A 22,601-nucleotide genomic window follows, 5' to 3' on the forward strand; every position below is an offset into this window, starting at 1 on the left:
AACCGTATTCAAAATCAGGAGGCAGACATGGGTTTCTTTTCGAAGGACATCAAGACAATGGACGACCTGTTCGTCCATACGCTGCGCGACATTTACTATGCGGAAAACCAGATCGTTAAAGCTTTGCCCGAGATGATCGACAAGGCGACCGATCAAGCCCTGAAAGAAGGTTTTGAACGCCACCTGCAGGAAACCCATGTACAGGTTGAAAGACTTGAAGAAGTCTTCAAGCTGCATGGAGTTGATGTAAAAGGCGTGAACTGCCCGGCCATTGACGGTATTCTTGAGGAAGCGGACGAAGTCAGCGGCGAGGTTGACAATGATCAGGTACTCGATGCCGCACTGATTGCTTCGGCGCAAGCTGTCGAGCACTACGAAATTACCCGTTATGGCACATTGATCGCCTGGGCAAAGCAGCTTGGCCGCAACGATTGCGCAGCTCTGCTTGAAAAGAACCTTCAGGAAGAAATGAAGACCGACAAGGCATTAACAAGCATGGCACAGACGCGCGTCAATGCCGCTGCCGCTTGATAAAGCAATTCCGTCAAACCCCGTATCTCAGATGCGGGGTTTGCCTTTTCTGAAAGGAGAGTGGAAATGACCAGAAGAATAGATGCGCAGGACGCCAAACAGGGCAAAACCGGTTACCCGGTTCTGGCCATGCTTATTGTATCACTCGGACTCACCTTTCTTGTCTGGTTGGCAGTCGAAGTTTACGGGCAGTGGATTTCTTGAAGAATGCCACAATGATGCACACTTGGTCTCATTGGATATTACAACCTTAAGATGAAGACCGGCGAGTTCATGTCTATCTTGCAACACTCCATACGTATTGCGGCAAAATGCTACGAATGACGACGGAGATAGTTGACAATGGCAGTAAAGCGGCCAATCAGGCTGTGGCATAACCACGACTCTGAATTGATCGAAAGATTTGCCAGATGGACAAGTTGGAATTGCATCACGACGCAACAGACGCCTTTGATCTTGCTCCTATCTCCTTATGGCTGGAGGATTTCAGCGAAGTCCGCAAGCTCTTTGATGCCTTACGGCAAACGGGAATTGAAGACATCGCCGCCTATCTGCAGGAAGATGAGAACCGTGTGCGTGAATGCGCCCGGTTGATCCGGGTTCTCAAGGTCAACAAAAAGACGCTTTCGCTGTTCGAAGCGGCTGATTTCAATGTGCTCATCAGCAATCTGGCAGAGATTTTTCGCGGTGACATGCTGCATACCCATGTTCAGGAACTGGCGCAGCTTTGGTCTGGCAGCAACGAGTTTTCAAGCAATACCGTCAATTACACTTTGACCGGCAAACGGCTGGATATCCAGCTGCGCGGCACCATTCTGCCAGGATATGAAAGCTCATGGGAAAAAGTCCTCATCTCCATCGAGGACGTCACCGAGCGTGAAGACGCGCGGCGTCAACAGGCGGAAAGCCGGCGTTACGCGGAGGGGCTTTTTGAACATTCGCCCGTCTCGCTCTGGGTTGAGGATTTCAGCAAAATCAAACTGCTGCTGGATGGGTTGAAAGACCGCGGTATTGAAGATTTTCGCGTTTTCACCGACGTTCATCCGGAATTCGTCCGGCAGTGCGCGAGCGAAATTCGTGTCATCGATATCAACCGCGAAACGCTGAAACTGTTTCATGCACCTGATAAGATGACCTTGCTGCGGCGGCTCCCTGATGTTTTCAAAGACGAAATGAACATCCATTTCCGGGAGCAGCTGATCGATCTGTGGAATGGCAAGCTGTTTCATCAGCGCGAAACGGTCAACTATGCGCTTGATGGTTCGGAGCGTCATGTGCTGCTGCAGTTCTCGGTGCTGCCGGGACATGAGGCCGACTGGTCACTCGTGCAGATATCCCTCACGGATATTACCGCACGCAAAAAAGCCGAAGCCTATCTGGAATATCTTGGCAAACATGATGTGCTGACACGGTTGCACAACCGCGCCTTTTACGTTGATGAATTGAACCGGCTTGAACGGCGTGAATTCTTTCCAGTGTCCATCATCATACTCGACCTGAATGGGCTGAAGACAACCAATGATCAATGGGGCCATGGCGTCGGCGACAGCCTGTTGCGCCGGGCGGGCGAAATACTGAGCGAAGCGGTCAAGCCGCCGCACTATGCCGCGCGCATCGGCGGCGACGAATTTGCCGTTCTTCTGCCAGCTGTGGACGAGACGGGCGCAATGACTGTCGTGGAAGAGATCGCCAGCCTCATCGAGATCAACAACCAGTACTACTCCAACATTCCACTGAGCTTCTCAGTCGGCTGGGCCACGAGTGGTGTTGGAGAAAAGCTGGAAGCGGTTGCCAAGCGCGCTGATCTGGCAATGTATCAGGACAAGCGCTTGCGCTATTCAACCGGCGAAAACGGCTGGCGTAAAGGTACCGTTCCAAGCGAGACAAACTAAGAGGACGGCACTGCAATTCAAGCCAAAATCCCCATTTTACTGGGGTTTGAAGGATATATCTCAGTTCCATAACTACTCTTATGCAACTTTTATGGCGCCGGTGGGTGGGTTCTATTCCGAAGTGCAACACGTCTCCCGGCTGGCCGAAAAATGCCCCTCTGGTTTCAAATCCCCTCACCGTGCGTATGGCCTTCATGCGTCAGGGTCGCAATGAAGCGTTTTGTCCGCTCCTGTTTCGGCTGCGTGAAGATATCGTGCGATGTTCCGGTTTCGACGATGATACCGCCGTCCAACACAATGACCTCATTGGCGATGCGCGATGCCAGCCGCAGATCGTGTGTGGCCATGACCATGGTCGTGCCTTCGCGCGCAAGCTGTGCCAGCACATCAACGACTTCGCCTGAGAGTTCCGGATCAAGCGCCGATGTCGGTTCATCGCAAAGCAGGATTTTCGGCGACGGTGCCAATGCCCGTGCAATCGCCACGCGCTGCTGCTGACCGCCGGAAAGCGTTGATGGCCAAACCTCCGCCTTGTGCGCCAGTCCCACCTTGTCAAGCAGCATCATGGCGCGTTCCCGTGCCTTTTCTTTCGGCCATTTCAGGACAGTGGTCAGCCCTTCCGTCACATTCTCAATGACGGTGCGATGGGGAAACAACTGAAAGTTCTGGAACACCATTCCGCTGTGCCGGCGGACCGATTGAATGGCTTTGGTCGTCACCTTGACGCCGGGCTGAAACTCCAGCCTGTCGCCGTCAATCTCGACAGAACCGGCCGTTGGAATTTCAAGCAGGTTCATGCAGCGGAGCAGCGTGCTCTTGCCGCCGCCCGATGGCCCGACAAGCGCCATGACGGACCCCTCGGCAATGCTCAGCGAGACATTTTTGAGGACCGTAAGATCGCCGAAGCGCTTCTCGATATTCTTCAGCTCAATCATCATGACCGTGCCTCCAGGAAACCGCCATACCGGTTGAGACGAACTTCAAGCCGTGCCTGCAAGGACGACAGCACCGAACTCAGGATCAGATAGATAATCGCAGCCTCCACATAAAGGATCAGCGGTTCATAGGTTGTCGCGACAATGCGCTGCGCCGCCTGAAACATTTCAGGCACGGTGATCGCTGCAGCCAGTGATGTATCCTTGACCAGTGAAATGAAGGTGTTTGACAGGGGCGGCACTGCAACCCGCGCTGCCTGCGGCAGGATCGTGCGGCGCATCGCCTGGGACCAGGTCATCCCGATGGAATAGGCTGCCTCCCACTGCCCGCGCGGCACCGACGAAATAACAGCGCGCAGGATTTCCGATGTATAGGCGCCGATATTCAGGGTGAAACCAATCAGCGCAGCAGTGAACGCATCAAGGACGATGCCGACACTGGGCAGTCCGTAAAAGATGAGGAAGAGCTGGACCAGCAGCGGCGTGCCGCGAATGATCCACACATAAAACTTAACGACGGCAGCAAAGGGCCACGCAGCAAACAACCGGACGAGCGCCGCGATCAGCCCAACCGCTAGCCCCAGCACAAAGGACAACAATGTCAGCGGAATGGTGAAAATCAGCCCGGCCCACAGAAGCGGCCCGAGCGATTCAAGCATAAGTTCCAGCCAATGGGACAAGGCTGTATCTCCCTCAAAAGAAAAGGCAGGGAGCATGATCCCCCTGCCCTGTTAGAGCGCACTTTTTTCCGGGCGTAAACCGTCTTACTTCGATACGTCCTGACCGAAATACTTGTCAGCGATCTGCTTGTACGTTCCATCAGCCTTGATGTTTTCCAGCGCCTTGTTGATGGCAGCCAGCAGATCCGGCTCACCCTTGCGGATAATGATACCGGAGAAATCGGCATTCTCCTGCGTCGCAGCGATCTTCACATTGGCATCGGGCTTGTGCTTCTTGAAATCAAGGAACGACAAGCTGTCATTGACAGTCGCATCGGCGCGACCGCTGAGCAGCAGCTGGATCGACTGGTCAAAGCCGTCGGTTCCGACAAGTTCCGCACCATTGCTCTGGGCGATCTTGCCGAAATTGCTGGACAGTGACTGGGCCGATTTTTTGCCCTTGAGGTCCGCGAAAGACTTGATATCGGCGTTGTCACCCTTGGTGATCAGCACGGCCTTCGACGCAATGTAGGGCTCGGAGAAATCATACTTCGCCTTGCGCGCATCGGTGATGCCGACCTGATTGATAACAGTGTCATAGCGCTTGGCATCGAGACCGGCGATCAGACCATCCCACTTGCCTTCAAGAAACTCGGCCTTGACGCCAAGGTTCTTGGCAACGGCCTCACCAATTTCCACATCGAAACCGACGAGCTTGCCCGCCGTATCGTGATAGGTGAATGGCGCATAGGTGCCTTCCGTGCCAATCTTCAGCACGCCAGCTGTCTTGATCTGTTCCAGATTCGACTGCGCCTGCGCCTGGGTTTGGACGGGTAAGAGAGCGAGAGCCTGCAGGGCGCCGACAACAACAAGAGATTTGAGCCAGTTCATTTGTTTGTTTCCATCCAGAGTTTCTGAGCCTTTCGGCGAATGATTGGAAAATGTCACTTTGTATTGACCGTGCATAGGCACTATTCGCAGTCATAAGACGCGAAATTGTGAATTTAATACCATAAACTGGCAGAACAAAGAAAAATAATTCCTCGCCTTTGCGCGTGGAAAACCAGCTGTCCGGTCAGGCCTTCGGCTCGATCCTTTGGCCTGTTGCCGGATTGAAGACGTGCACATCGCTGGCCTTGATTCCAATGCCCATTGTATCCCCCGGCTTACGGTCAGTGCGGCCCATGGCATAGATACAAACCTGCAAATCGGCGAGCTTGGTATAAAACTGGGTAGAAAGGCCCAAGGGCTCGATGACCTCGATCCTTGCTTTCAACGTATCGGTACCGCCAACCTCAATGTTCTCCGGGCGAATACCAATTGTTATCCGCTCGCCATCTTCCACGGGCAACCCCGGATCGATGGCGATCGTCTGCCCATCGGTTAGTTGCGCGCCAACATTGGCGCCCATGCGATTGACCACAGCTGGCAGGAAATTCATGCCAGGCGAGCCAATGAAACCGGCCACGAAAAGATTGGCCGGGTGATCATAAAGCTCAAGCGGCGTACCGACCTGCTGGATCACACCATCATGCATCACCACGATACGATCCGCCATGGTCATGGCTTCCACCTGATCATGGGTGACGTAGACGGACGTGGTCTTCAACTGCTGATGCAGCGCCTTGATTTCAGTACGCATGTGTACGCGCAGCTTGGCATCCAGATTGGACAGCGGCTCGTCAAACAGAAACACTTGGGGGTCACGCACGATGGCGCGGCCCATGGCAACACGCTGACGCTGGCCGCCCGACAATTGCCGCGGCAGACGTTGCAAGAGAACATCAAGCCCGAGGCGCTTGGCTGCGGCTCCAACGCGGTCCAACACCAACTCTTTCGCCGTTTTGCGCAACATCAGGCTGAAACCCATGTTCGACGCAACGTCCATATGCGGATAAAGCGCATAGGACTGGAACACCATGGCGATATCGCGGTCTTTCGGCGCCACGTCATTGACGACGCGTTCGCCGATGCGGATTTCGCCGGCCGATATTTCTTCAAGCCCGGCAATCATCCGCAGCAGCGTGGACTTGCCGCAACCGGACGGGCCGACAAGCACCACAAACTCGCCATCGGCAATGGAAAGGTCCACAGCCGACAGGACGTTCATGGCGCCATAGTTTTTCTGGACATTGGTAATGGTGACGGAAGCCATGAGCTTATCTCTTTCGATTATCCCTTGACGGCACCGGCAGTAAGACCGGTCACGAGGTAGCGTTGCAAGAAGCCGAAGAACAGGCAGGCGGGAATGAGCGCGAGCACCGAAGCTGCCATCATCTGCCCCCAGTCCACGGCGAATTTGCCGATGAAGGTCAAAAGACCAACGGCGAAGGTTTTCTGGCTGTCGCTGCTGATCAGCATCAGCGCGAACAGCAATTCGCTCCATGCGGCGGTAAAGACAAAGCCGAGTGTTGCACCCATGCCCGGCAGTGTCAGCGGAATGATGACCCGGCGCAGCGCCTGACTGCGGCTGCAACCGTCGATCATCGCCGCCTCTTCCAGATCTTTCGGAATGCCGTCAAAGAATGACTGCATCAGGAAGGTGGCAAACGCGATGTTGAACGCGGTGTAAATGATAATCAGCCCGGTTAGGCTGTTGGTTAGTCCAAGCTCACCCATGATGCGGTAGATCGGCGGAATGACCATCACCAGAGGGAATGTCTGGGTCAGGAGCAACGTCACCGCGACGGTGGTTTTGCCACGGAACGAGAAGCGCGACATGGCATAACCGGCTGCCGATGCAATGATCGTGACCAGCACAGCTGTGATCACCGAAACAATCACGCTGTTGAGAAAATAACGCGGGAAATCCGTGGCCTGAAGGACGGTTTTATAGTTCTCCCACGTGGCCGACGATGGCCAGAGCGTGATGCCTTCCGAGTAGAGCAACGATTGCGGCGTCACCGAAATCTTCAGCGTCCAGAACAACGGAAACAGCGCGAAAATGACATAGGCTGCGACGGCACCATAAAGGCCGATGCTGCCTAGTATGCGCGCCTTACGGGAACGGCCGGCAATCATGAGTACCTCACAAGCGAGCGGCGAATGCGGATGAGGACAATCGCGTAGAGGATAAGAAGCGCCAGAAGCAGCACGGCGACGGCCGAGGCATAACCCTTGTCCAGGGTCTTGAAGGCGCTGACATAGATATAGGTCGCAACGGTGTTGGTCGAACCCGCAGGACCGCCTTCGGTCATGACGTAGATGAGGTCGGCAAAGGTGGCGATCCAGATCGTGCGTAGCATGACGGTAATAGCGATTGTCGGCGCAAGGAAAGGCAGGGTGACCTTGACGAAGCGCTGCCATGGATTGGCGCCATCAATGGCTGCCGCCTCATGCAGTTCCGACGGAATGGATTTGAGCGCAGCCAGCAAAGTGATGGCGAAGAACGGCACGCCGAACCAGACATTGGCAATGATCGGCCCCCACATGGCAGTGGCTGGATCAGAGAGGATATTGGTTGGTTCCGATTTCAGACCGAGGGCGACAAGCCAGTGCGGCAGAGGCCCGACAATCGGATTGAACAGCCATGCCCAGGTCAGACCAGAGAGAAAGGACGGCACGGCCCATGGCAGAAAGACAATCGCCTGCACCACCTTCTTGCCGAAAAACGGACGATCAAGCAGCAAAGCGAGGCCAAGGCCGAGAAAGAACTGCAGCACAAGACTGGCAACAGTCCACCACAGCGTATTCATCAGCGCCTGACCAAGATTGGCGTCATGCAACAGAGCCTGGTACTGGCCGAGCCCGACATATTCAGACTTGAAGGCGGAGAATTTGCGGAAAGAATAGCTGACACCGAAGATCAGCGGCACAACCAGAACGACAAGCAACAGGACAAGCGCAGGGCTGAGATAGAACCACGGCTCAAACGCAACGCTGAAGCGGCGCTTCCCCCCTCTCCCGTCACTGTGTTGCGGCACCGCCGCAGTTGATTGCATTGTCATATTCTTGGCCCCTCTTTTGCCAATGGCTCTCCAGCCCTTCACCACCCGGTTGATGGGTTGGTGAAAGCCGAAAGAAAAATGCCCCGGCACCAATGGCGCCGGAGCATTGCAGTCTCGTTACTTCTTGTTCTTGGCCATCCAGGCCTGCTGCTGTTCGGTGAGGAACGCAGACCAATCGTCAGCAACTTGTTTGGCTGTCTTTTGGCCGAGCAATACTTCCTGGAAATTCTTGACCGATACGGAGTCATAGAAATTGCCAAGGTTTTCCAGATGGGTTGGCGGTGTCACAAATTCGAACGTTTTTGGATCGCTCAACTCCTGGAACCAGCCCTTGAAACTTTCAGAGCCGAAATATGGATCCTTGTCGGCGCCATTGTGGATGGGCAGAACCCCAACATTCTTGGCAAATTCCAGGTTGTCGGCAGGCGCAAGCAGCGTGCCCATCAGCTTCCAGGCATCATCCTTGACCTTGGAATTGGCAAACATTGCCCAGCCGGCGTAACCAAGAGTCGGATAGGACTTGCCGTTGGGTCCCGTTGGCATTGGCGCAACGCCAAAATCTTCGGTCTTCATCTTCTCGGCAATACCGATCAGCGCATCGGGGTCCTGATCCAGCATGGCGCAGGTGCCGGAATAGAAACCGGTGACGATTTCATTGAAGCCCCAACTGACACTGTCCTTCGGCGCATAACCCTTCTTGTAGATCTCGGCGAGCATTTCGAGACCCTTGACCGATCCCGGTTCGTTCAAAGTAGCAGTGCCGTCCGCATTGAAATAAGCACCCTTGCCATTGGCAATGTTCATGAACATCTGCACGCCATTGAAGCCGCCGGGACCACCGCGCAGGCAATAGCCGTACTTGCCCTTGATCGCGGAAATCTTCTTGTTGGCTTCCATGAATTCGTCGAGCGTCTTCGGTGCTTCCTTGAGCCCGGCTTCGGCAAACAGTTTCTTGTTCCAGAACATCGCACGTACATAGTAGCCGTAAGGGATCATGTACTGTTTGTTATCAACGACGGAGCCGAACTGCTTGGCGCGCTCACCAAGAGTTCCGCCGTCTTCCCATTTGGCCACATAGGCGCCAAGGTCTTCGAGCTGGCCATTGTTGGCATAGAGTCCGAGCCAGCGTTCCGGCATTTCAACGATGTCAGGCGTATCACCCGCCTGAACCATGGTTAGGAACTTTTCAAAGGCCTGTCCCCATGGCAGCGAGACGAGCTCGACCTTGGTGCCGGGATTGGCCTGTTCGAAACTTGCGATCTGCTTCTTCAGCAGTTCCGTGCGCGGCGGACTGGTGATGACTTCGACCATCTTGATGGTGGTATCGGCGAAAGCCGATGACACGGTCATGGCCAATGCGGCCATAGCGATGCTTAAAAATTGTCCCATTCTTTTTTGCATTTTATGCTCCCACTTCCAGTTTTCTGTTTAGCGTTTTGCTTGATCCAGGGCGTTGACGAGATCGGCCCAGAGCTCCTCTACACTTTCAAGTCCGACATGCAGCCGTATGGTTCGCGGGCTGACACCGAAGCGCCCGATCGAATTGGCATCCGGCGTCTGCTGCAATGAGGCGAGCGCCGGTACAACGAGGCTTTCATGTCCGCCCCAGCTCACGCCGATACGGAACATCCTGAGCGCATCGACAAATGCCGGCACATCAATATCCTCGGTAACTTCAAAGGAAAATAGGCCGGTATAGCCGGTAAGCGTCGCCTTACCCGGATGGTTGGAATAGGCGGGATGAATGACCCGCTCGACGCTGGCGTGACCCTTCAGCCGCTCGGCGATGGTCAGGCCGCTTTTCATGTGATGCGGCAGACGCAAGGCCAATGTGCGCAGCCCGCGCAAAAGCAGCCACGCTTCAAATGGCGATAGCTTTGCGCCAAGATAGGAATAGGTACGGCCATTGATGCGGTCGATCATTTCGCGCGAACCGGCAACGACACCGGCAACGGTATCGCTGTGCCCGCCGAGATATTTGGATGCGGAATGCAAAACCAGATCGATCCCGTGGCTGATCGGTTTCTGGAACAACGGCGTTGCATAGGAATTGTCGATCGTCGTGACAACACCGTGCTGCTTGGCGAGCCGCGCATAATGCGCAATATCCTGCAGCTCGAACATCATCGAGCTCGGGCTTTCCAGATAAAGCAATTTTGCACCGGGAAGCGCGGCCTCAACCGCATCCGGATCAGAGCCGTCGACATAATCGACCTTAATGCCAAGATGCGGCAGCAGCCGCTCAAACAGGCGGTAGGCATCGCCATAACAATTGCGCACGGCAACGATGCGGTCCCCTGCACCGACAAAGGCCAGCACCGTGGCGCTGATCGCTCCCATGCCGCTGGAAAATGCCCGGGCAGCTTCCGCACCTTCGAGCGCTGCAATCTTGCTCTCAAACTCCATGACAGTCGGATTGTCGCCGCGCGAATAGATAGGCTGGCGTTTGCGGCCAGCAAACGTATCTGCCATGTCAGCATAGTTTTCGAAGGTGAAGAGCGAGGTCTGATAGATGGGCGGCACAACCGAGCCACCGGGAAAAGGCTCGTCGTGCACGAGGATAGTTGCAGCCTGCGCCATCAGGTCCTGATCATATAAAAAGGGATTATCGCTCATGTCTTGCTCTGCTTTTTAAGATTTGCGGCACCGCGCCGAAGATCGTCTTCGACGGTTGCAATCAGCTTCAACGCCTCGGCGCGCGCTCCAACGGGATCACGGGCAGCGATGCAATTGAACAATGTGCGGTGATAGGGGAAGCTGGCGTGACCAAAGTCGCGCACGCCAAGCGGATGCTCCCAAAACCGGTGGAACATCTCATACATGGCCGCAATGATCTGCTCGAAGAGCGGGTTACCTGAGGTGCGGAACACGGCAAGGTGGAAATCCCAATCCTCCTCGGACGACATGCCCTCACGCTCGTGAAACGCCGCTTCCATGCGGATCAGCTTCTGTTCGATAAAGGCTATATCTTCGTCGCTTGCCCGCTCAGCACAAAGTACCGCTGCTTCCGCTTCAAGGCCGCGGCGGATCTCCAGCGTATGCATCAGACTGCCGAAATCGTTGCCCGATGGCAGCGTCAACGGCATATGCAGCATGTTGCGTGTCACGGCAGCGCGCAGGTAGGTGCCACTGCCCTGCCTGCGCTCCACAAGGCCAAGTTCCTGCCAGCGTGTCAGGGCTTCGCGTACCGTGGTGCGGCTGACTTTCAGATATTCGGAAAGTACCCGTTCTGTCGGCAGGCGGTCGCCGGGCTTCAGCCCTTCACTGGCAACAAAATCCACCAATGCGTTCAACACCGCGTCATCGCGGGATGATGTGTGCACCGGTGAGAGGATCGGATTGATCACGAATTCATGCGCCTAATTGGTTGGACCATTGTGCCAATTCAGCACGAAACATATGTCCTGTCAAAGGGGCGCCATCATATTTTTATTGACGGGTTCTCACCGCGCCGTGCGTGACACCGCGTCATCTCTAAAAAAATCGATTGTTGGTAGAGAGTTCAGACCCGGATACGGGAACGCTTCCGGGGCACGGCATTGGCTGTAACGCTCAATATTGTCGCGTTACGCGCGTAGCTATCGAGAAAACCCTGCTTCGCCATGGGCAACCCGAACCACGGTCCCACACCATGTGTGCAACCACATTCGATCAAAGGCTCAATGATCGCGTTGTTCTCTATTCCCACCGCTACACTGTCCATATTGAGTTTGTTGGCAAGGCCGCAGATGGATTCCAAAATCGTCCGTTCCGGACCTATCACCTCAATATTGTGCTGCAGAGACGGACAGATAAGGATGCTGCTATATTGCACGGCGACGAGGCCATTCAGTGATGCGTTATCCATCCCAAAGCGGTCAACCGCGAGCTGGAAACCCAATCTGTGCAGTTGACGCAGCGAATGCAAAATCTGCGGATCTTCCAGCGCCGAAGCATTTTGCGTAATGACGAATTTAATCTCACGCGACCGGATCTGCCATTCCGTTTGCAGCTCCGCTACCCGTTCGATGAAAAGCGGATCAAGCAATTGAACGAGCGATAGGCTGACACTGACAACCAATTCCTTATCGCGGTATCGTGCCTTGAAATGATTCAGAAATTCGAAGGTTTGGCTTATGGCGTAGAGGCCCACGTGGCGAATGGAGCCGTTTTTCTCAAAAATCGGGACAAACTTGCTCTGTTCGATCAAACCGAGTTGTGCATGACGCCAGAATATTTTGGCTTGCGCACCAGAAATATGGCCGGATTTCAGATCAATAATCGGTTGGAATTCGACCAGGAACTCGCCGTCCGCAATAACCTGCACAACGTTTCCGCTGAATTCCAAAGCTTCCCGCAGATCGTGGAACAGCAATGGGTTATACCACACTGCCGTCTCGCTCTGCATTTCCTCCGCGTGGTACAATGCGCCATTGGCTCGCTGCAAAAGGATATCAAAATTATCACTTTCACTCAGCCTGGAACTGACCGATGCCAATATATCCGTTGAACACCGCAGGTTCTCTTCCTCGTGCGGTTTGCGTAGACGTGCAAGAAGTTCATTGATCTTTTGCTCATCGACGCCTTTTTCACTTTCAACCAGGCAAACGATCTGACTTTCATTGGTACAGCCGACAGTGCTGCCGGCAATTTCGCTTTTGATCAGAGCAATGTTGCGCGCAACAATTCTTGCGAGCGCGTTTTCACCCAGAACACTGCTGATGTGGTTATGGTTCGCGATCTTGATGAGAACTAAATCAATACGTTCCTCACTCACCTTCATGCTGTTGTAAGCATTGCTTAGGCCTGCATAATTGAGAAAGCCCGTGACGGGATCGTGATAAGCAAGGAACTCCAACCGCTCCTGATTGACATGCAAAGCTGCGCGCATCTTGTCGATAAGCCGCGCAAGCAGGGCAATTTCCTTGACATGGGTATTGGCGTCGACCGGAGCATCAAAATCAAGATTGCTTACGTTCACCGCCGCGCCAGACAAGCGCTTGACCGGAGTAACAACAAGAGACGCTGTGACCGCAGCTGCGTAGAGGCTTGCCAGCAAGCCCCCGAGAAACAGTATCCACGTCATCGGTTGCAGTGCCAGTGGACGAGACAGCTCTGCACCCAAAGTTACGACCAGTCGCCATCCATCAAGGCCTTCTACACCGAGCGGAACTTCCTTGCGTATGTGGCTGAATTGATGATTGGCTTTGGCGCTTTCAGAGGTGACAACAAGCTGGTTATCAACGACTGAAATCTCATTTCCCATATCACTTATGAAGGACACGCTCTTCAGAGTATTTCCGGCCATTTTCCCTATAAGTGACGCGATCTCTCCCATATCCACATCGACGGCGATAACCCCGAGCGGCTTGCCATCCGCATCTGAAATCCTGGTGACGCGGGTAACATTCCATGGCCGGTCGCCGCCAATTTTCTTGCTGCCATCCCAGATCGATTTGAACGGAGCGGTCCAGACCGGCGCGTTGCTCAGTATTCCTCTTTGATACCATTGCCGGTCGCGTATATCGTAGGTCTCGAACGCGTCCGGCATTCCCGGCACCGTCGTTTCCCGTTTGTGGGGATCGTCCGGCATTGATTGAATATTGCCCGCGAAAGACAAACCGCTTGCCTTTGTCCTGAACGCAGCTTTGAATTGCCCTTGATTATCGCCAAAGCCGATAAGCCCTACTTCCTCGGGCACATCCGTGGGCGAAGCGCGCATTTCATCGATCAAAGTAAACATGCAACTTGTAGAATGGCATCCTGACTGGTCGGCTTTCGCCACAAGCGTATCGACAAAGCTCGCCACCGGGGCGAACCGTCCGTCGATGCGCTCCTGCATATCCCGCGATAAAAGATCAGCCACGCGTTCGGATGACTCCGCGCTCAAGGCATTGCGTTCATGCTGCAAAATGAGCCCAAGGCTCAAAAACGCCAACAGCATAAGAGTGACCAACGGAACCCCGACGAGTACGACAACTGGTATGTCGTACCCTATTCTTGATGGTTTGACCGCTTCGATCTCTATTTCCCCATCCACAGCGCGCATGGAACCATTCCCAAAATTTATGAAATATCGGCCATTGAATGAAACGATATACCCACCATAATAAAATATCTGCTGAACCGTGAAATGCACCAAAGGTATATTTCGAGTTCGGTACGACAATAATTATTCAACAAAACTCTGGCATGCAATTCAGCGACGAAAATTCGCTGCGACATTCAATAATTCAAGTATCCAAACGTCCGAAGCCACATCCGCAGCGATGTTTTCGCACTAACATATCAATTCAATATAACAATAAACAATCGGTAGGCCCTACAACGCAAAATTGCAAGTTTCATTCAATAGCTTTTTCCACCACAATAAATATTGAAAGAAATGGAGCTTTGTGGCCGATTTCAATACCAAATATTGATTTCATATCAGCCGTTTGGCTCGATAATCCGCCAAAAACCTAATCTCTTACCCTCTCACCCATTATGGATAATCACTTTTTCCTCGCTTGTCAAAACTGAAATATTAGAATATTTGTATTCCAAGAGAACGACTTTGTGATCAAACTGCTGGCAAAACTCCGTTGAATGCTGGTCAATAGAACTGCCAGAACCGTAACGCGGCAAACGCAAAGTCAAAGGACACACCGGCATGCTTACCGATGATACAAAGAACACTGACAACGATAAGAAGCGGGACCGGACACATCCGCTTTCCTCGTCACAGACCGCTTATGTCCAGCAACGCGCCGCAACTCCCCGCGCAGCCACACATATTTATAAAGAACTGCTCGAAGACATTATTTCGCTGCGGCGCAAGCCCATGGAGCCAATTTCTGAAAAAGACATCGCTGCGCATTTCGGCGTCAGCCGTACCCCGGTGCATCAGGCCGTATTGCGTCTTGCAGATGATGGGCTGATCGATATTTTCCCGCAATCCGGGACATTTGTTGCCCGTATTCCGCGCCGGGCGCTCTATGAAGCCATTCTCATCCGCAAATCTTTGGAAGAAACCACTGTAAAGCTGGCCGCTGAACAGGCAGACGCTGCCGATATCAAACGTCTCGAGGCCAGTATCAATGCCCTTGCCCTGGCCGAGGCGGTCCCCGACAACGAATTGTTTCATCAGGCCGACACGAGCTTTCATCTGCAGATCAATGCAATTGCCGGTTTTCCGGGCATTTGGAATGTTATCCAGCAGGTAAAAATGCAGATTGACCGCTACCGCCGTCTGACTCTGCCGCAGCAGGGCCGACTCTCACGCGTAATCATTGAACATGAAGCCATTCTCGATGGCATCCGCCGCCACGACGTCGCTCATGCCGTGGAAGCCATGGGCTCTCATCTCGGTCAAATGCTGAACGAGGTGAAGGAAATGCGCGATATCAACCCGAGCTACTTCATCGACGACGAATGATCCGCATCGGCGGGTAAAGATACTAACAGGACGAAGGTAAGACATGAAAATCGAAGTCAGACAGGTTTCCCATCCCGACGCAGTCCGCGCTTACGGCACTGATGACCTGCGCCGCCATTTTCTGATCGAAAGCGTTTTCGAAACAGATGAAATCGTTCTGACCTACAGCCACATTGATCGCCTCGTGATCGGTGGCGCCCTCCCTGCGACCAAACCGTTGAAACTGAGTGCTCCGACGCCAATTGGGCAGGAGTTTTTCCTGGCCCAGCGTGAATTGGGCGTCATCAATATTGGCGGGAAGGGCCGTATCTCCCTCGATGGAGCGGTGCATGAACTGGCAACGCGCGACTGTCTCTATATCGGCAAGGGAATTGTTGATGTCGTGTTCGAAAGCGCGGATAAATCCAATCCGGCAAAGTTTTACCTGCTTTCAACACCTGCTCACGCGGTGCATCTAAGCGTTTTGATCAAGCCGGAACAGGCCAATCAAGTTCAGTTAGGTGACCAACTGACATCGAATAAACGCACGATTTACCAGTATATTCACCCTGATGTATGTGAGAGCTGCCAGCTCGTAATGGGCCTGACCCAGCTGGCACCCGGCAATATGTGGAACACCATGCCGTCCCATACACATGACCGGCGCTCCGAGGCTTATCTCTACTTTGATCTCGCAGCCGATCAGCGCATTTTCCATATGATGGGCGAACCATCCGAGACAAGGCATCTTGTCGTTGCCAACGAACAGGCAATTCTTTCACCCGGCTGGTCGATTCATTCCGGCGTTGGCACAGCCAATTATGCGTTCATTTGGGCAATGGGCGGAGATAACAAGAGCTTTACCGACATGGATATGATCCCAATTAGCGCGTTGCGGTGATCATTGTGACCCATATGTTTGATCTCTCCACCAAGATTGCTGTCGTAACCGGCGCCAATACGGGCATCGGTCAAGGCATCGCCGTGGCTTTGGCCGAAGCTGGTGCGTCCATTGCAGCAGTTGGCCGCTCTTCCATGGATGAAACACGCGCTTTGGTTGAAAAATGCGGCGTGCGGTTTCTGGAAATCAAGGCTGATCTGTCTAGCATCGCCCCTATCGGCACCATTGTTGAAGAAACGCTCAAGAACCTCGGCGGTTTGGATATCCTCGTCAACAATGCCGGTATCATCCGGCGCAACGATGCGATTGATTTTACCGAAGAGGATTGGGATGCGGTAATAGACACCAATCTCAAATCAGCATTTTTTCTTTCGCAGGCAGCCGGACGCCACATGATCAAAGCCGGTCACGGCAAGATGATCAACATTGCTTCGCTTTTGTCGTTTCAAGGCGGAATTCGCATTCCGTCCTACACTGCGTCCAAGAGCGGGCTTGCGGGCATCACACGGTTACTCGCCTGTGAATGGGCGGCCAAAGGCGTCAATGTCAACGCCATCGCGCCCGGCTATTTCGTCACCAATAATACAACCGCACTCCGGGAAGATCAGGACCGAAATGCGCAAATTCTTGCGCGCATTCCTGCCGGACGCTGGGGCAGCTCGTCGGATATCGGCGGTGCCGCTGTGTTTCTCGCATCCCGTGCATCGGATTACGTGCATGGCACTGTCCTGCCCGTCGATGGCGGCTGGCTGGCGCGATAGGAGAACGGCGCCATGAATTATCAGTTCGATTTCGAGGCACTTCTGCCCTACTGGCAAAGTTTTCTTCAAGGCGCCACAACGACTATCCAGATGACGGTTGTTGCAGTTGCCATCGGCCTCGTCATCGGCGTTCTCTGTGCCATCGCCCGGCGCAGTGCCTATCCATGGCTCAGACTGATCGTCGGAATCTACATCGAGATCGTGCGCAATACCCCGTTTATCGTCCAGATATTCTTCATTTTCTTCGGGCTCTCATCGATGGGCATTACCATGCCGGTGTTTTTCGCCTCGGTCTTTGCGATGGTAATCAATGTGGGTGCCTATACGGCCGAAATTGTGCGCGCCGGCATGGAGGCCGTACACCCCAGCCAGATCGAAGCGGCGGAAGCATTGGGACTGTCGCGCTTTCAGATTTACCGCGACATCATTCTCATGCCATCGATCGAGCGCGTCTATCCGGCGCTGACCAGCCAGTTCATTCTGATGATGCTGTCGACGTCGATTACGTCTCAGATTTCTGCTGAAGAACTGACTGGCGTCGCCAACAATATCCAGTCTTATACGTTCCGCTCGTTCGAAACCTATATCGTGATCGCGCTCATCTATCTTGCAATCACCTATCTCCTGCGCGCCGGATTTCATGCGATTGCCCTCGCTATTTTTCCGCGCCGCCGCCGGCTCGGGACACCGCTGTGAGGAGGCGTGATGGACGGTTTTAGCACTAATCATCTCATCTATTTGCTGAACGGATTGCTCTGGACAGTCGTGCTTTCCGCACTTGCCTTTGTGCTCGGCGGTGTAGCCGGTTTCTTCGTGATGCTGGCGCGTACATCTCACATGCGCTGGCTTCGCCGTTTGTCTCTGATCTACGTGCAGATCATACAGGGCACACCGCTTTTGATCCTGATGTTCGTCATCTATTTCGGCCTGGGTGTGGTCGGTGTCGAGTTGCCACCACTGATGGCTGCGGGCGTTGGCATGATGATTTATTCCAGCGCCTATCTCGGTGAAATCTGGCGCGGCTGCGTCGAATCTGTTCCGCGCACCCAGTTCGAAGCCGCCGAATGTCTGGCCCTCACCCGCTGGCAGATTCTCGTCGATGTTATCCTGCCCCAGGCGCTGCGCATCGCCACCCCGCCTACGGTCGGTTTCATGGTGCAGCTTGTCAAAAACACATCTCTTGCCTCGGTTGTCGGCTTTGTCGAACTTACCCGCGCCGCGCAAGTCATCAACAATTCGCTGTTCCAGCCATTCCTGATTTTCGGGATCGCCGCCGCTTTCTATTTCTGCGTCTGCTATCCGCTGTCGCTCTGGAGCCGCTCGCTTGAGAGGAAATTGAATGTCGGCCGACGTTAAACTCCAGGACGTGATCAAACGCTTTGGAACTGTGGAGGTTCTCAAAGGTGTGTCCTTTGATGTGGCTCCGGGTGAAGTCGTGGCACTGATCGGTCAATCGGGGTCGGGGAAAAGCACGGCATTGCGTTGTATCAATCGGCTCGAAACTATTCAGGGCGGATCGATCGATGTCTGCGGTCACCGCGTGGATTCACCCGATCTGAATATTCGCGCCTTGCGTCAAGACGTCGGAATGGTCTTTCAGAGTTACAATCTGTTTCCGCACATGAACGTAGCTGAAAATATCATGCTGGCCCTGCGCCGTGTGAAGAGCATCGGCCGCGCCGAAGCCATGGAAACCGCGAAAGCCGTTTTGGCAAAGGTTGGTCTCCTCGAGAAAATCGAGGCTTATCCGGAACAGCTGTCAGGCGGACAACAGCAGCGCGTAGCGATTGCCCGGTCTCTGGCTATGCAACCGAAGGTCATGCTGTTCGATGAGGTGACTTCGGCGCTCGATCCACAACTGACCGGCGAAGTCCTGCGTGTCATGGAAGATCTCGCCAAAGGCGGCATGACCATGATCGTTGTCACGCACGAAATGGCCTTTGCACGCAAAGTCGCGAACCGCGTCATCTACATGTACACCGGCCGGGTCTGGGAGAGCGGCACGGGGGACATGCTTATGAAGCCGGAAACCCAGGAACTGAAGGAGTTTCTGGCGAACGGCTTGTAATGCCAAACCGGGATGACCGGTGGGACTTAAAATCAACTGGGAGAGAGAAAATGAACACGATAATGAAAGTGGCCATTGCGGCCACAGCGGCATTGATGATCGTTGCAACTGCAGCGCAGGCCGATATCCTTGAAAACATCAAGAAATCCGGAAAGGTTCGCATTGCCGTCGCGATGGGCAGCCCGGAATATTCCTACGTAGACGGCGATCTCAAGGCGACTGGCTCCGATGTGGAAACCGCCCGCCTTATTGCCAAAGACCTTGGAGCCAAACTCGAACTCATCGAGATCACCAATGCTGCCCGTGTTCCAACCGTTCAAACTGGTAAAGCTGATCTACTGGTCTCCGCTCTTGGAATTACCGAAGAACGTAAAAAGGCCATCGACTATTCCGTTCCCTACGCAACCCTCAGCCTGATCGTTGCCGCACCCAAAGATGTCGAGATCAAGAACTATGCCGACCTCGCGGGTAAACGTATCGGTGTGACCCGGGCTACAACCAATGACATGGACATCACCCAGAACGCGCCCGGCGCTCAGATCGTCCGGTTTGAAGACGACGCAACGCTAATCACTGCGGCCGTATCAGGCCAGGTCGATATTATCTCAAGCCAATCTGCGGTTCTTGGCGGCCTCAACAAAAAGCGGACGAAAAATCCCCTGGAACTGAAATTCACCCAGAAGGAAACCAATCTTGGTATCGCCTTGCCAAAAGGTGAAAAGCCATTGCAGGATTGGCTGAACGCGTGGGTAAAAACCAACTTTGCCAACGGAACATTGCGGACCGTCTTCAAGGAATTCCATAACCGCGATCTGCCGGACGATCTGACCTCACGTTGATACGGCAATTTCCGAACACAATGTATCAGGGGCGCGCATACGCCCCTTTTCACTTTTCTGCTCACACTCTTCTTTCGCCATCCAATGCTTTCAGCACAGGAAGCACCGAATACTGGCCAATTTCGGCGCGGTCAGTCAGCGCGCGCAGATAACCGCCCGGCGAACGGATCTCCCCTGCCCTTTCAAGGATAGCTGCAATGGTGATCGAGGCATTGATATCACCCATCATCTCGCGGGCCCGTTCCCACGCATCCGGGGATACGCCAAGCATTGAGCGGACCAGAGCTGCCGTCTGCATCAAGTCACGCCAGTCTTCAATTCCGTTGCGGGCATAATCTCGAATTTGCGGACAGGCATCGAGCACCCTCGCCAGCGGCACGGCGGGTGATTTCGGCGAGTTGCCGGATGTCTCTCCGCCAACGGAACCGGACTGTGGGCCACGTTTCAATTTGGCATCCAGCAGGCGCTGGCGCATTTTCGTCAACGCTTGAGCGCGTCCTTGTCCATCTTCCCGTTTTACTCCCGGTTCAACTGGTGCATCGGTCCGTCCATCGGGCTCTGCCGTTTGTTTCCGGCCTTCTTCTTTGGCCCTTTCAAATTGGTGGTCTATATTTGAATTCTGAATATGGTGCTCAAAAGAAGAGTCAGTGCCGCTCATTTCTTCGTTTGAAAGTGAATTCAGATAGGCTTTTTCCACCTTACTGCGAAGGCCTGCGAGGGCATCGCATCTCACTTTGAGCGTCTCCAATGGCAGATGTCTGCTCACGCGTCCGGAAAGAGCCGCGAGTTCGTCCGCATAGGTTTCCCAATCACCGGCACGCTCTTCGCTGAGACCCGCATCGATGGTCTTTGAAACATCGCGCAAATGAATCGTGATTTCACTCCGCACACGCTGAACAGCACGCTCCATATCCCGTGCAGCGGCCGCATGACTCTCGATTTCACCAGCACGCAATGCCAGCGGTGACAAATCGAAGCCAAATGCGTGCTCGATCTCCCCCGCCTTCCCCACGCCTGGCATAGCGCTTGCCATTGGGGCTATCGCGCCGGATGATCAGGCCCGCCTCAACCAGCGATGCCAGATGCCGGCGAATGGTCGCAGAGGACATGCCGCGCGTGCGCATTGACAGCTCTGCATTGGATGGAAAGACCACCACGGGCTGACTGCCATCAAGCATGGTTTCCGGATAGAAGCTCAGAAGCGCTTCAAGCACGGCGATTGTTCGGTCAGACAGGAAGAACGCTGCCCGAGCCTGTGTAAGTTCCCGTAATAGCGGCCATTTTTCCGGCCGATTGCCATCACCTTCTGCCAGTTTTTCGCGAGCGCGGGCGGTTTTTTCCTGCACTGCGAACATGGCATGCGACAGCGATCGTCCGCCAAATGGCGTCGTTGCAAAACGATCAGTCATTTTCACTACCTCAAATTGAGGCAAGGGAAAGGTGTTGCCGGAACGCGTCCGACTCTTGACAAGTCAGGTAGGAAGTGATTCTCTAAAATTGCTACATTGAAGAGGGCTTCCGGGGCGGTAACGTTCTGGAGGCCTTTTTTCTTGCCGGTCTTCCTTCTCTCTGTTTCTCAGTTCAACGCTTACACAATACTCAAACTCAATCGATGTCAGGCTTTCCGTTCGCTGTTGTAGCGCTGGAGAAGCCCATTCAACTCATCGGCGACAAACTCAATAAATCCATCCGGCACATGGCCGGTGAAACTGATCGTTCGTTCCTTCTTGCTGGTAAAGAGCTGGGCAATGAGAGCACGCTCATCGTCATGGATCGCTTTGATGACAATCTGATCTGTTTTAACCGTTGATGGCTCAGCCGGTTTGTTGAGAGCCAGCAAATGCTCAAACACGCGATCAAAACGGCCATCGCTGCCATTGAATCTGAAGTTATCCGCAACGATAACCTTGCCAGCAGCCTTGCGGTCTTCGGCATTCTTCAGCATTTCCGCCAGTTTCACCCAGCGCGGCCGGCCAACTTTTGGCGCAGGCCCGATAGCCTCCAGAATATCTTTGGGAATAGCATCCACCACCTGCAGATAGCGGGTCATTTCCGCCTTGTGCAGTGCCAGCGCATCTTGCACGACCGACCGGCTGAAGCCGCGGTCAATCAGATTACGGGCAAAGAACGCGCGCTCAATGAACGACAGATCCCGGCGCTCGGCATTTTCCTTGCCTTGGGCAACGACGAGCTGAATATCGCTCAGTTCGCGGACAATGGCCTGTACAGGAATGCCAAGCTGATGGGCCGCCCGCAAACGCCTGTGACCATAGGCAGTCTGGTAAAATCCGGAGCGTTCCGGGTGCTGACGCACGAGGATCGGAACCTGCTGGCCGTTGGTCTTGATGCTTTCGACCAGTTCCTTGAATGTATCGTCGTGGTCGTAATAGTGACTAAGACGGTCCTGTACGAAGGAATGCTCGATAAGTTTTGGATCGATCTCGATGACGCGCTCCGCGCCTTCGAGACTTTCCCTGATCTTGCGCGCGTCTTCAAGCTCGCGGGAAATGCCGCCAAGCGATAGACCCATGGCTTTGATAGCGCCCGACGCTGTCCGTTGTTTGGGCTGTTCATGCGAAACGTCATTTTCAACCGGAGCCGGATTGAATGACTTCGTTTCAAGCGGCGGAGCGGTCTCGACCGTACCAAACAGTGCCTTGAGTTGATCCCTGCGGTTCTTGTCAGTCATCAGC

Annotated in this window: 23 protein-coding genes; 10 read left to right on the forward strand and 13 right to left on the reverse strand. The window is 54.0% G+C overall.

Annotated features, from left to right (window positions below; translation table 11 throughout):
• Positions 1 to 27: 27 nt before the first annotated feature.
• The 3 genes from HB779_RS23870 to HB779_RS23880 all read left to right on the forward strand — a co-directional run bounded on the left by HB779_RS23870 (position 28) and on the right by HB779_RS23880 (position 2,423).
• Entirely contained in the window at positions 28 to 531 is a 504-nt protein-coding gene (locus tag HB779_RS23870; RefSeq protein ID WP_188346863.1) for a ferritin-like domain-containing protein, read from the forward strand.
• Positions 532 to 597: 66 nt separating this feature from the next.
• Entirely contained in the window at positions 598 to 735 is a 138-nt protein-coding gene (locus tag HB779_RS23875) for a hypothetical protein (protein ID WP_188346864.1), read from the forward strand.
• A gap of 206 nt (positions 736 to 941) precedes the next feature.
• Positions 942 to 2,423: a GGDEF domain-containing protein gene (locus HB779_RS23880; RefSeq protein WP_188346865.1), complete on the forward strand. Its 1,482-nt coding sequence runs from the start codon at positions 942 to 944 to the stop codon at positions 2,421 to 2,423.
• A 164-nt stretch (positions 2,424 to 2,587) separates the two neighbouring features.
• Here the strand turns inward: HB779_RS23880 and HB779_RS23885 are convergent, their stop codons facing one another.
• The 10 genes from HB779_RS23885 to HB779_RS23930 all read right to left on the reverse strand — a co-directional run bounded on the left by HB779_RS23885 (position 2,588) and on the right by HB779_RS23930 (position 13,992).
• A complete protein-coding gene (locus HB779_RS23885) occupies positions 2,588 to 3,358 on the reverse strand; it encodes an amino acid ABC transporter ATP-binding protein (protein ID WP_188346907.1) in 771 nt (256 codons plus the stop codon).
• Entirely contained in the window at positions 3,358 to 4,038 is a 681-nt protein-coding gene (locus tag HB779_RS23890; RefSeq protein ID WP_188346866.1) for an ABC transporter permease subunit, read from the reverse strand. The genes HB779_RS23885 and HB779_RS23890 overlap by 1 nt, the downstream gene beginning before the upstream one ends.
• Before the next feature lie 84 nt (positions 4,039 to 4,122).
• On the reverse strand, positions 4,123 to 4,908 hold the full coding sequence (locus HB779_RS23895; RefSeq protein ID WP_188346867.1) for an amino acid ABC transporter substrate-binding protein: 786 nt from the start codon (positions 4,906 to 4,908) through the stop codon (positions 4,123 to 4,125).
• A gap of 184 nt (positions 4,909 to 5,092) precedes the next feature.
• A complete protein-coding gene (locus HB779_RS23900; protein ID WP_188346868.1) occupies positions 5,093 to 6,172 on the reverse strand; it encodes an ABC transporter ATP-binding protein in 1,080 nt (359 codons plus the stop codon).
• 17 nt (positions 6,173 to 6,189) lie between these two features.
• Positions 6,190 to 7,038: a carbohydrate ABC transporter permease gene (locus HB779_RS23905; RefSeq protein WP_188346869.1), complete on the reverse strand. Its 849-nt coding sequence runs from the start codon at positions 7,036 to 7,038 to the stop codon at positions 6,190 to 6,192.
• Positions 7,035 to 7,964 (reverse strand): carbohydrate ABC transporter permease, encoded by a 930-nt coding sequence (locus tag HB779_RS23910; protein WP_188346870.1) that lies wholly within the window; start codon positions 7,962 to 7,964, stop codon positions 7,035 to 7,037. The genes HB779_RS23905 and HB779_RS23910 overlap by 4 nt, the downstream gene beginning before the upstream one ends.
• Positions 7,965 to 8,081: 117 nt before the next feature.
• Complete coding sequence (locus HB779_RS23915; RefSeq protein WP_188346871.1) at positions 8,082 to 9,353, reverse strand: sugar ABC transporter substrate-binding protein; 1,272 nt, start codon at positions 9,351 to 9,353, stop codon at positions 8,082 to 8,084.
• 39 nt (positions 9,354 to 9,392) lie between these two features.
• Positions 9,393 to 10,580 (reverse strand): PLP-dependent transferase, encoded by a 1,188-nt coding sequence (locus tag HB779_RS23920; protein ID WP_188346872.1) that lies wholly within the window; start codon positions 10,578 to 10,580, stop codon positions 9,393 to 9,395.
• A complete protein-coding gene (locus HB779_RS23925; protein ID WP_371823974.1) occupies positions 10,577 to 11,311 on the reverse strand; it encodes a FadR/GntR family transcriptional regulator in 735 nt (244 codons plus the stop codon). Before HB779_RS23925 ends, HB779_RS23920 begins: the two co-directional genes overlap by 4 nt.
• A 155-nt stretch (positions 11,312 to 11,466) precedes the next feature.
• A complete protein-coding gene (locus tag HB779_RS23930; RefSeq protein WP_188346873.1) occupies positions 11,467 to 13,992 on the reverse strand; it encodes an EAL domain-containing protein in 2,526 nt (841 codons plus the stop codon).
• A gap of 603 nt (positions 13,993 to 14,595) precedes the next feature.
• Between HB779_RS23930 and HB779_RS23935 the strand changes: the two genes are divergently transcribed.
• The 7 genes from HB779_RS23935 to HB779_RS23965 are packed head-to-tail and all read left to right on the forward strand — an operon-like array spanning position 14,596 to position 19,908.
• Complete coding sequence (locus tag HB779_RS23935) at positions 14,596 to 15,360, forward strand: GntR family transcriptional regulator (protein ID WP_188346874.1); 765 nt, start codon at positions 14,596 to 14,598, stop codon at positions 15,358 to 15,360.
• 43 nt (positions 15,361 to 15,403) lie between these two features.
• The gene (gene kduI / locus HB779_RS23940) at positions 15,404 to 16,240 is read left to right on the forward strand and encodes a 5-dehydro-4-deoxy-D-glucuronate isomerase (RefSeq protein WP_188346875.1); all 837 of its coding nucleotides are present in this window, start codon (positions 15,404 to 15,406) and stop codon (positions 16,238 to 16,240) included.
• Positions 16,241 to 16,254: 14 nt separating this feature from the next.
• Positions 16,255 to 17,001 (forward strand): 2-dehydro-3-deoxy-D-gluconate 5-dehydrogenase KduD, encoded by a 747-nt coding sequence (gene kduD / locus HB779_RS23945; RefSeq protein ID WP_371823976.1) that lies wholly within the window; start codon positions 16,255 to 16,257, stop codon positions 16,999 to 17,001.
• Positions 17,002 to 17,013: 12 nt separating this feature from the next.
• Positions 17,014 to 17,697, forward strand: a complete 684-nt coding sequence (locus tag HB779_RS23950; protein ID WP_188346877.1) for an amino acid ABC transporter permease — start codon at positions 17,014 to 17,016, stop codon at positions 17,695 to 17,697.
• A gap of 9 nt (positions 17,698 to 17,706) precedes the next feature.
• A complete protein-coding gene (locus HB779_RS23955; protein WP_188346878.1) occupies positions 17,707 to 18,357 on the forward strand; it encodes an amino acid ABC transporter permease in 651 nt (216 codons plus the stop codon).
• The gene (locus HB779_RS23960) at positions 18,341 to 19,069 is read left to right on the forward strand and encodes an amino acid ABC transporter ATP-binding protein (protein ID WP_188346879.1); all 729 of its coding nucleotides are present in this window, start codon (positions 18,341 to 18,343) and stop codon (positions 19,067 to 19,069) included. Before HB779_RS23955 ends, HB779_RS23960 begins: the two co-directional genes overlap by 17 nt.
• A 50-nt stretch (positions 19,070 to 19,119) precedes the next feature.
• Positions 19,120 to 19,908, forward strand: coding sequence for a transporter substrate-binding domain-containing protein (locus tag HB779_RS23965; protein WP_188346880.1), 789 nt, complete (start codon positions 19,120 to 19,122; stop codon positions 19,906 to 19,908).
• Positions 19,909 to 19,969: 61 nt separating this feature from the next.
• Here HB779_RS23965 and repC (HB779_RS23970) read toward each other — a convergent pair whose 3' ends face one another.
• From repC (HB779_RS23970) to repB, 3 genes are all read right to left on the reverse strand, one after another.
• A complete protein-coding gene (gene repC / locus HB779_RS23970; RefSeq protein WP_244642931.1) occupies positions 19,970 to 20,941 on the reverse strand; it encodes a plasmid replication protein RepC in 972 nt (323 codons plus the stop codon).
• Positions 20,850 to 21,317, reverse strand: a complete 468-nt coding sequence (repC, locus tag HB779_RS25530; RefSeq protein ID WP_244642933.1) for a plasmid replication protein RepC — start codon at positions 21,315 to 21,317, stop codon at positions 20,850 to 20,852. Before repC (HB779_RS25530) ends, repC (HB779_RS23970) begins: the two co-directional genes overlap by 92 nt.
• Before the next feature lie 206 nt (positions 21,318 to 21,523).
• Positions 21,524 to 22,597: a plasmid partitioning protein RepB gene (repB, locus tag HB779_RS23975; protein WP_188346881.1), complete on the reverse strand. Its 1,074-nt coding sequence runs from the start codon at positions 22,595 to 22,597 to the stop codon at positions 21,524 to 21,526.
• Positions 22,598 to 22,601: the final 4 nt, after the last annotated feature.

Origin of the sequence: Phyllobacterium sp. 628 (assembly GCF_014189505.1) — a bacterium.
GTDB lineage: Bacteria > Pseudomonadota > Alphaproteobacteria > Rhizobiales > Rhizobiaceae > Phyllobacterium.